The organism is Secundilactobacillus angelensis, from assembly GCF_012641075.1.
GTDB classification, from domain to species: Bacteria; Bacillota; Bacilli; order Lactobacillales; family Lactobacillaceae; genus Secundilactobacillus; species Secundilactobacillus angelensis.
Genome location: NZ_JAAXLJ010000012.1, coordinates 62,843 through 72,898 on the forward strand (window position 1 = coordinate 62,843; position 10,056 = coordinate 72,898).

General features: G+C 41.6%; 9 protein-coding genes. 8 read left to right on the forward strand and 1 reads right to left on the reverse strand.

What is annotated here, in order from left to right; translation table 11 throughout:
* The first annotated feature begins 1 nt into the window (after window position 1).
* From HC026_RS07845 to rpmF, 3 genes are all read left to right on the forward strand, one after another.
* Window positions 2-1,141 (forward strand): nucleotidyltransferase, encoded by a 1,140-nt coding sequence (locus HC026_RS07845; RefSeq protein WP_408640990.1) that lies wholly within the window; start codon window positions 2-4, stop codon window positions 1,139-1,141.
* A 123-nt stretch (window positions 1,142-1,264) separates the two neighbouring features.
* A complete protein-coding gene (locus tag HC026_RS07850; RefSeq protein ID WP_168925440.1) occupies window positions 1,265-1,828 on the forward strand; it encodes a DUF177 domain-containing protein in 564 nt (187 codons plus the stop codon).
* 53 nt (window positions 1,829-1,881) lie between these two features.
* Window positions 1,882-2,061, forward strand: a complete 180-nt coding sequence (gene rpmF / locus HC026_RS07855; protein ID WP_054655005.1) for a 50S ribosomal protein L32 — start codon at window positions 1,882-1,884, stop codon at window positions 2,059-2,061.
* 261 nt (window positions 2,062-2,322) lie between these two features.
* Here rpmF and adhP read toward each other — a convergent pair whose 3' ends face one another.
* Window positions 2,323-3,342 (reverse strand): alcohol dehydrogenase AdhP, encoded by a 1,020-nt coding sequence (gene adhP, locus HC026_RS07860; RefSeq protein ID WP_168925441.1) that lies wholly within the window; start codon window positions 3,340-3,342, stop codon window positions 2,323-2,325.
* A 373-nt stretch (window positions 3,343-3,715) separates the two neighbouring features.
* Here adhP and HC026_RS07865 point away from each other — a divergent pair, with 373 nt between their 5' ends.
* The 5 genes from HC026_RS07865 to HC026_RS07885 all read left to right on the forward strand — a co-directional run bounded on the left by HC026_RS07865 (window position 3,716) and on the right by HC026_RS07885 (window position 9,926).
* A complete protein-coding gene (locus HC026_RS07865) occupies window positions 3,716-4,402 on the forward strand; it encodes a response regulator transcription factor (protein ID WP_054655009.1) in 687 nt (228 codons plus the stop codon).
* Window positions 4,399-6,102, forward strand: a complete 1,704-nt coding sequence (locus HC026_RS07870; protein ID WP_168925442.1) for a HAMP domain-containing sensor histidine kinase — start codon at window positions 4,399-4,401, stop codon at window positions 6,100-6,102. The genes HC026_RS07865 and HC026_RS07870 overlap by 4 nt, the downstream gene beginning before the upstream one ends.
* A 179-nt stretch (window positions 6,103-6,281) precedes the next feature.
* Window positions 6,282-7,463: an alpha/beta hydrolase gene (locus tag HC026_RS07875; RefSeq protein WP_168925449.1), complete on the forward strand. Its 1,182-nt coding sequence runs from the start codon at window positions 6,282-6,284 to the stop codon at window positions 7,461-7,463.
* A 62-nt stretch (window positions 7,464-7,525) separates the two neighbouring features.
* Entirely contained in the window at window positions 7,526-8,809 is a 1,284-nt protein-coding gene (locus tag HC026_RS07880) for an acyltransferase family protein (protein ID WP_332871178.1), read from the forward strand.
* A 349-nt stretch (window positions 8,810-9,158) separates the two neighbouring features.
* The gene (locus HC026_RS07885) at window positions 9,159-9,926 is read left to right on the forward strand and encodes a hypothetical protein (protein ID WP_168925444.1); all 768 of its coding nucleotides are present in this window, start codon (window positions 9,159-9,161) and stop codon (window positions 9,924-9,926) included.
* Window positions 9,927-10,056 lie beyond the last annotated feature (130 nt).

Below are 10,056 nucleotides of genomic sequence, written 5' to 3' on the forward strand. Positions count from 1 at the left end.
CATCATCGTAAATGTTTTGGGCATTGTAGCTGAATACAATCCGTTTCATAACGGTCATGTTTATCACTTGCAACGAGCTAAGAAGCTGGCTCATGCAGATGTGACGATAGCTGTGATGAGTGGCAATTGGGTGCAACGTGGGGAACCTGCGTTGCTTGATAAGTGGCAGCGTACCCGGTTGGCACTGTTGGGAGGAGCCGATCTGGTTATTGAATTACCCTTTCAATTTGCCGTTCAGCCGGCGCATCTGTTTGCTCAAGGGGCGGTTCGGCTCTTATCAATCCTAGGGTGTACACATCTTGCTTTTGGAGCCGAGCATCCTGAAATGGACTTTGAGACGTTGGTGGCTAATCAACCAACCAACGCCAGCAGTCATTTTAAACAGTTTAATGAGACGTATCCCACGCTGTTTAATGATTATTTACAAGCCCAGACAGGCATGAACCTGCGTGCTTCAAATGATATATTAGGGTTTAGCTATGTGGCTGCTAATGATCAATTGGAGAAACCATTAGCGGTTCTGCCAATTGAACGGCTGGGAAGTTCCCATCAGGAAACACAAATAGATGGTGATTCAACAATTGCCAGTGGGGCGGCCATTCGTGGGGCGGTTCAGTCTTCTGACTGGTCAGCTGTGTCAAAACTGGTTCCTGCTGAAACCTTGGCCACGCTGAGAAAAAATCAATTGGTTACGTGGGATGATTTCTGGCCATACTTGCGTTATCAGTTACTTTCAACTTCACTTACCGATTTACACCAGGTGTATCAAATGAGTGAGGGGATCGAGTACCGATTGAAACAGGCGGCTCTAACAAGCAAAGACTTTGCGGATTTCTTAAAATCTGCCAAGACTAAACGGTTTACGTATGCACGGTTACAACGCTTATGCGTCTATATTTTAATGCAGGTCAATCGGGTAGAGTTACCTAGTGAGGCCAGATATATCCGAGTGTTAGGGTTTAATGGTGTGGGGCAGCAACATCTCAATCAAGTAAAGAAGCAGGCTACTCTCCCATTAATTTCCCGTGTAACGGATGACTGGATTGATGGCCCATATCGACTTGATTATCAGGCAGGGATGGTGCGTCAAATGTTGACTGGTGTTGACCAAGATCGATTGCAGCATGCTATAATCATTTAATTTTTGATCAGGTTTGAGTTTTAAATCTGATCCTGAAGTTGTTTGCGACGTGTCATGTAAATTCCCTTGACATCGCCTCAACCCATAGTTATAATAATAAAGTTGCGTTAGGAGGATACTGAATTGAAGTTGTCGTTATCCGAGTTACAAAAAGAGTACCGACATGAACCACTAAAATTCGATGAGGCCCTGGATTTAAAAGCTGATCTGATGGAACGTTATCCGGATGAAGTGCTTGACGTAACGCCAGTTCACATCAATGGGATGGCAAGTGTTGATAATAATGGCGACGTGTTGTTTTACACGCACGTTTCAGCCACTTTAACCGTACCATCGACACGTTCACTGACACCGGTTGAACTACCTACGGATTTTGATGTTACCGAGTTCTACGTTGCCTCTCAGGCGGCTTTAACCCGATACGAAAAGTCTGATGTTGTTCTTGTCGTTGAAGATGACGTGATTGATGTTGATAAAGCAATTGCTGACAATCTGTTATTACAGATTCCGATGCAAGTACTGACGAAAGCTGAACAGTCAGCTGATAAGTTACCGGAAGGCCAAGGCTGGGAGGTAACCATTGAAGGCGACCAAGAGGCCAAAGAATCAGATTCTAAAACTGTTGATCCACGTCTTGCTAAGTTAAAAAACTTTTTTGGTGATTCATCGAAAGATGATGAACAGTAGGACTTAAAAATCTTTCACTAGTGGATAATTTTAAATTTAAGGAGGTGTTTCCATTGGCTGTACCAGCACGTAAAACTTCTAAGACGAAGAAACGTATGCGTCGAGGAAACATTAAGTTGCAAGTACCTAATTTGAGTGCTTGCCCAAACTGTGGTGAATTACGTAAATCACACGTTGTTTGCCCTAACTGCGGCTTCTATGATGGCCGTCAGGTTGTTAAGACTAACAACTAGTTAATAAAAAGAAGCATCCAAGAGAACCGCGGTCTCTGGATGCTTCTTTTTTTGTACAAATTAAGTCGTTAAAACTGGCTTGTGAGGACGTCGGTAAGTGGAGTAGAGAACAACATTAAAATACCTCCGATATTGCCTAAAAGGCAATTATTGGGGGTATTCGCTTGGATGATTGGTTGATGTGTTGTGCTGGATCAAAGATGAACAAAAAAGAACCGGAGAGCACGAATGCGCCCCGGTTCTTTTCATGAGATTTATTGATTATTCTTTAGTAAAGTCAACAACCATCCGGCCAGTAATCTTACCAGCTTTCATTTCGTCGATGATGTCGTTGATTTCACTCAAACGACGAGTTTGAACGATTGGGTGTACCAAACCTTCAGCACCGAATTGGAAAGTTTCGGCTAAGTCTTGACGAGTACCAACAAGTGAACCAGCTACTTGGATACCATCGAGAACCGTCTTAGCAATGTTTAATTCCATGTTCCCTTGAGGTAGGGCAACGGCAACTAAACGACCATCTGGACGAAGAGCATTAACTGATTGGGTAAACGCTGCGTCATTAACCGCAGTAACTTGGGCTGTATTAACACCACCAACTTGCTTTTGAATTTCTTCAGCAACGTTTTGTGTCTTCCGGTTGATCAAGATATCAGCGCCCATTTCTTTAGCAGCCTTTAACTTGTCAGGATTACCGTCAACAGCAACAACGTGCGCGCCAAAGACATGCTTAGCATATTGGATAGCCAAGTTACCTAAACCACCGGCACCAACAACTTCAACCCATTGACCAGGTTTCGTGTCGCCGACTTTTAACGCCTTGTACATGGTAACACCTGCACAAGTAAGACTAGTTGCTTCAACTGGGTCCAAGCCTTCTGGTACTTTAACTGCATAGTTGGCATCAACAATAACTTGTTGTGCCATTGCACCATCAACAGTAAAGCCAGAGTTTTGTACGTTACGGCAAAGGGTTTCGCGGCCAGTTAAACAATATTCACAGTGACCGCAGCCTTTGAAGAACCAAGCAATAGATACGCGGTCGCCAACTTTTAAGTTTTCAACGCCTTCACCAAGCTTGGAAACAATACCGACACCTTCGTGACCAATGATCCGGCCAGGAACCTTGCCGAAATCACCAGCAGCCACGTGAAGATCAGTGTGACATAAACCACAATATTCAACGTCAACCAAAGCCTCACCATAGTTCAAAGGACGAAGTGTGACATCTTTGATATCTACATACCCATCAACTGGGTCGCGTACAACAGCAGCTTTCATTATAAAAAGACCTCTTTCGTTTAATATTTCACAATCTTATTTAACCACAGAGTATTAACAATTTCAAGTGACATTTTGAGCAAATATGGGTCGTTTCAAAACTATCAGTTTTTAAGAAAACGGTTCCCAAACGTGATTTCAATGATTTTTTGAATTATTTTAGCAATTATCTACGAAAAGATTTATTTCACTAATTGTTAAAATTAACTATTGTTGATAATTATTTCCATTAGAGCAGAATTAATTCGCCAAATTTTAATTTATATAGTAAGATGGAAAAGTAATTTGATTAACAGTATGGTACACTATTACCGATGTGCCAGACGTTTTTAAGCGTAAATACTAAAACTATAAATAAGAGGAGTTCGTTAAGATGAGTCGAATTTTAATTATTGAAGATGAAAAAAACTTAGCTCGCTTTGTTGAGCTAGAATTAAAGCACGAAGGTTATGATACTGAAGTGCAATTTAATGGTCGGACTGGTTTAGACGCCGCTCTGGCTGAAGATTTTGATGTTATTTTACTTGATTTGATGCTGCCAGAACTTAACGGTATTGATGTTGCTCGGAGAATTCGTGAAGTGAAGAGTACGCCAATTATCATGATGACCGCACGAGATTCTGTTATTGACCGGGTCTCTGGCTTCGATCATGGTGCTGATGACTATATCGTTAAACCATTTGCAATTGAAGAACTTTTGGCACGAGTGCGGGCCTTGCTTCGCCGAATTCACATTGAAAGCGAGCAAAAGGACTTCAAGCAGACTACTGTCACTTACAAAGATTTGACCATTGAAAAAGAAAATCGGGTTGTTCGTCGCGGCGATGAAGTTATCAACTTAACTAAACGTGAATATGAACTGCTGTTAACCCTGATGGAGAACGTCAATGTTGTACTTGCACGTGACGTTTTGTTGAATAAGGTTTGGGGTTATGAATCAGAAGTCGAGACCAACGTGGTTGATGTTTACGTCCGGTACTTACGTAATAAAATTGATCGGCCGGGTGAAAAGAGTTATATTCAAACGGTTCGTGGTACAGGGTACGTGATGCGTTCATGAGTGAAACTGAGACTTCGATTAACGAAAACGAAACAAACTTAAAAAAGCATCATCGGTTATCGATGAAGTGGAAGTGGGCGCTGGGTAGTGCAACCGGCGTCTTTGTTATCTTTGTGGCTTTTTCGGTGCTGATGTTTCAAGGGCTGTCAGGTGTCTTGCTCCAACAGGAACGGACCCACGTTAGCAGCACACTGGACACGGTAATCAGTCGAGTTGATAATTTGCAAGGACATTTTTCTGCATCGACTGTTGGTAATGCTTTGCAACCAAGCTTAAATGGTCCCAGCGGTTCCATTAATGATGACTCAAACATTTATCAAAACAGTGTGATTACGGATTTATCCCGAGATAGTACCGCTGTTTCAGTTTACAATGCCAAGAAGATAGAAATCTTCAGTTCCCGCAATACGCAACTGGATAACAGTCGCCTGTCGAACAAGCGGGAAATGAAAATGGAAAAAACTAAGCATTTCGATGGGTTAGTTGGCAGAGCACCAATCTATTCTCAAAACGGGCATAAGCTGCTTGGCTACGTTCAAGTTGCTAATGCAATGACAGAGTACAAAGCTGCTCGCCATCGTTTTTCATTGATTTTGCTGGTGCTAGTGATTTCAGCAGTTTTCGCGGCCTCTGTATTCAGCTATTTTTTGGCGGATATGTTGTTAAAACCAATCATTGGTCTCAACAAAACGATGCGTGCTGTTCGCTCTGATCCTCAGTCAGATGATCGGGTACCGGAAACTCGGCGCAATGATGAATTATCTGACTTAAGTGAGCTGTTCAACGATATGCTTGATCAGATGCAGCGATACATTGATCAACAGCAGCAATTTGTTGGTGATGTTTCCCATGAATTGCGCACACCAGTTGCGGTGATTCAAGGTCACATTGAAATGCTTCAACGCTGGGGGAAAGACGACCCTGAAGTATTGAATGAGTCTCTTTCAGCTGCTATGCAGGAAACCAAGCGGATGCAGAGCTTGGTTACTGAAATGTTGGATCTGACTCGTGCTGAGCAAATTCAAATTACGATGAACCATGAAACTTCTGATATAAAAGAAGTGGTGAACCAAGTTTTTAATGATTTTAAGATGATTCATCCCGACTTCACGTTTATCTTGGATGATGACGTTAAAAAACACGCCTACTCGCAAATTTATCGGAATCACCTTGAACAGGTGTTGATCATTTTGTTAGATAACGCTGTTAAATACTCGGTTAAACGCAAGGAAATTCATCTATCCTTGTCATCCAGTGGTCACGTGGCTCAAATCGCCGTTCAAGATTTTGGTGAAGGTATTTCAGAAGAAAATCGTGAGCGGGTCTTCAATCGCTTTTACCGCGTGGATAAAGCACGTAGCCGAAATAAGGGCGGTAATGGACTAGGATTATCCATTGCCAAACGATTGGTGGAGGCTTACCACGGGAAAGTTAGCATTGAGAGTGCACTTGGGTACGGTTCGATTTTTCAAATTGAACTACCACTGATCTCAGAAGACATTAAAATCCAATTGGATCATGCCAAAGAAGAAGATGAGGAAGAACGTACGGTAAGTGATTTCTTAACGACAAACCTAGGTGCTGATCCAGCCAGTTCATCATCGATTCCAGGCGTGTATCGAGCCAACGAGCAATCTAGCTCGGAGCAGGCAGATACGGATAAGTCTCAATCCGACGATGATGCTAATGCTAAACATTAGATATATCAATTACAAAACGGGTTCCTACATAGCAGGAATCCGTTTTTTCGTGGCATATGCCACTTACTCAATATGTGAGGCTTAAATATTTAACATTTATGTCGTCACACTGTCATACACAAATATTTAGGATAGTGGTAATATATTTAGTAAGCTATTATAAGATCGGAGTGAAAAGTATGGCAACAATTATTTGCCCGCATTGTGGCGAATTGATCTCTGATGGATCTGCTATCTGTTCAAATTGCGGGTATCAAGTGACCCCGACCATAGTAGCAGCTTTTTCAAGAGAAAAATTGAAGAATAAGCTTCATTTTATGGGCCAACGGAAAAGACGTCAAATCAGTAAATTAAAGCAGCAATTATCTAAACACAAATGGTTATTAGTGTTATTTGGAATTTTGTTTACTGGCTTGATTATCGGTGGCGTTGGCCACTACCAGGCGCTCCAAACGGAGCATCAGATTCAAGCACAATTGACGGCAGCCATTAAAAGCCTGAGACACGAAACCCAGACGCAAGCCGCGCAGAAGCCTCAGGGGCATACTGGCCAAGTCTTGCAAAAGACAAACCGCCCCATTATTTTACTGCATGGGTTTGGTGGCACTTATAATTCAGAAAAATACGTTATCGCGAGTCTTAGCGAATCTCATCATGCTAAGCAGCATCTCATGGTTTACGTGGATTCTAAAAGTCGAATTCATTATGTTGGTAATTATCCCAGTGATAACTCTCAAAGAGAAATCGTTCCAATTGTCATTGCAAACAAGTATGCTGGTGAGTTTTACTACAGTAAAATGTTAGCTAAGATTATGCCAGAACTCAATCAGCGTTACCACATTACTAATTATGATGCCATAGGACACTCAATGGGTTCCTACGCGTGGATCAATTATTTTGAAGAACATCCTAAACAAACAGCAAAAATTAAACCACATCGGATCGTCACGATTGCTGGACCGTTTGATGGCATTTTGAATCGACATAAAGCCGATCAACCTTCTCCCCATACTCAAGTGGGACGGCTATGGGATGATTATGTTGGTCAAAATTCACTGGGCAAGAGTGGTCGCCCAGCTATCCAGCGTCCAGAGTATAAGCATTTGTTAAAATCGAATCATCGGCTACCTGCTAATTTGAGTATTTTGAATATTTACGGAGATTTGAAAGACGGTACCAATAGTGACGGTTTGGTCACAACCACTAGCGCCCGTTCGTTAGGCTATCTGGTGAAGACTAGTCATGTTAAAATTGGCTATAAAGAGCGGAAAGTCACTGGTTCAAGAGCACAGCATAGTCGATTACATTACAATAATTTGGCGGTTAATCATTTGATTAATAACTTTCTGTTGTACAAATAAGTACAGGTTAGTCGTTTAACTGTTTAAACGAAATGGGAGATTGGGGTGAATGGTTTCTTATTATGGATTTTAGGGTCGGTACAAAAAGTCAATATTTATCAGTGAATCACGCTGAGCTTGTCAACAATTTGGGAAATGATATAGCTACGAGCAGTGAGGTCACAAGGTCAAGTTTATCGAATAAACCGAAACATAAACGGATTATCTGGTTAGATATTGCTAAGGGAATCGGCATGTTTGCTGTGGTATGTGGACATAATTTGCGGCCATTCGTTGAGCAAAACCCGGATTTTCGGTATTTATATAATTTTCTGTATTGGTGGCACATGCCACTTTTCTTTTTGATTGCCGGTTTTTTTCTAAAAACGATTGATCTGCAAGATATTCAAAAAGTAATGAGCTTTCTCAAAAAGAGAGTTGTACCAATACTCAAGAGTTATTTTCTGGCTGGTATCCTATTAGTTATTGCATATAAATTTATTCATAATAAGTCGATTATGCGCAGTATGACCTACATCATCGACCTTTTCTATGGTGGCCAAGCGTTACGCCACTACACCACCATCTTCTGGTATCCGGAAACTTATATTTTGGGTATTATTGGAACGACTGTTATCATCAGTCTCATCCGGAACCGACCTATACAATTGCTCATTGCAGGGTATTTTGTCTACTGGTCGACCAGTTACGTTAAAATCACCAAATTTCATTTCTTTGGGGTTGTTACCGCGCCGTGGGATATGGATGTTGCCGTGCTGGTAATGGCTTATATGCTATTGGGATATAACCTGTTTCATTTTTGTCAGGACTATTTGGTTAAGTGGTATGTGTTTATCCCTTCATCAATCGTAGTTGGCTGGCTATTCTTGCAACTTAAGGCCGACAAACTTTCCTTCGATTTATTCATGCGGAGTCACCAGATTTCTGGTGCTTACGAAAATGTGCCGGTGACGCATGCTCAGTTAGCTTTAATGGTTGGTATCATTCCAATCCTTTGTACCTTGGTGGTTTTTGGTATTAGTAGAATAATTGCCTATCCACTCGGTTATACCAGTCCTCGTGCAAAGCTTATTTTGGCGCCGTTTGCACTCATTGTTGAAACAATCTTCGTCACGGGTCGTCATTCCTTGATTATTATGTATATGCACAAAATGATTTTGGATATTGTGAAGCGGACAAACATGATCAGCTCGTTTTGGTTACAGGTCCTCATTGCGACCTTGGTTCCATTACTTATTGGTATTGTCTACCGGCGATTCCGTCGTACTGAGATTGGCCAGTGGCAACTGCGGGATTATATTAATTTTATGAAGCCTAAACGCCGTGAAACAACCAATTATAAGTGATTATTTGGTAGAGTCTGAAAGGTTAAATGATTGATGTAGCAGGAACCAGTTCTCCAGTTTAGGGGGGATTGAGTCCTGCTTTTTTGAAATGAAACTCTTTCGATTCCGTTAATATTTGTCTTTTGGCCTGTTTGTCGTCTGAATATTGCGTATAGTTATTTTAGATTCAAGGACCTATTCGTAGATCGGAGTGACAAAAATGGCAACAACGATATGCCCAAACTGTGGGTGTAAGATTCCTTCAGGGTCAGGTTATTGTGCAGAATGCGGGTTTAATCTATCCCAAGAGAAAACTGAAAAACCAATGAGACGTCAGAGGCGAGCGGTAGATACATGGCAAAAACGTCTTATGCCTAATATTGCTCACCTTAAGCTGGTTGGTCGGTTTATGCTGACAAATAGCTGGTTTTTGTTGGTGGTTTACCTTGTCAGTTTATTGTTAAATGATTGGCGCTGGGAAATTTTTACTTTGTTTATCCTGGTCAGTTATTTGTATCCATTATTGACAGGTAAGGATTCATTTCTACAAAAAGTTCAGGCGCCGCGCAGTTTTGAACAATCCGAATCACAAGTGAGACAATCAGAACCGATGTCTCAGCCGGAGAATAATGGGCGCACGCAACAATCGCAACTTCGCCGATCGGGAAAAAACAGTCGCCTTCACTTAATGAACAATCCGGAGTTGAGGATTGGAACATGGATGTTACTACCAAGTTTGATCTGCTACATAGTGGCTAGACAGGTCATCAAGGCACATGATGTTCAGATTAATCAAATCTTAAACCAAACAGGGTTGGGGGTAACAGTTTACGTATACTGCATTGGATTAGGCATTTTAGGGATTGCTGCTGCCATGATTGTTGGCGGTTTGGTGAAATCAGTTACTCATCATTGGGTCGGTGGTCAACGGTTCAAGCGGTGGGGAATTGTGACCGCTGGGTTCACGATTCTTCTGGCGGTAGTCATGTATCAAAACGCCGCAGTAATGACTTCTGCTGGGCAAATTGTCAGTACCATTGGCGCTTTTATCATGCCGTTTTTACCCTGGTTAGCAGTAATTTTGTATGGATTAGGTATTGTCAAAAATGTCCTAACACCTCAAAATAATGCTAAATAAAAAACTTTTCCTCGTGAATGGGGAAAAGTTTTGGGTCTACAATTTCTGGTATTGGTGAATAGCCAATGCCAGTTTTTTATTGGCCTTAGGAAATTATTAAAGGACACGAAGTCCTCACATGTTACGATTA

Coding starts and splice junctions, on each gene's coding strand:
- HC026_RS07885 (WP_168925444.1), top strand. CDS start 9,159: ATGCCTAATATTGCTCACCTTAAGCTGGTTGGTCGGTTTATGCTGACA.
- HC026_RS07875 (WP_168925449.1), top strand. CDS start 6,282: ATGGCAACAATTATTTGCCCGCATTGTGGCGAATTGATCTCTGATGGA.
- HC026_RS07865 (WP_054655009.1), top strand. CDS start 3,716: ATGAGTCGAATTTTAATTATTGAAGATGAAAAAAACTTAGCTCGCTTT.
- HC026_RS07880 (WP_332871178.1), top strand. CDS start 7,526: ATGGATTTTAGGGTCGGTACAAAAAGTCAATATTTATCAGTGAATCAC.
- adhP (WP_168925441.1), bottom strand. CDS start 3,342: ATGAAAGCTGCTGTTGTACGCGACCCAGTTGATGGGTATGTAGATATC.
- HC026_RS07870 (WP_168925442.1), top strand. CDS start 4,399: ATGAGTGAAACTGAGACTTCGATTAACGAAAACGAAACAAACTTAAAA.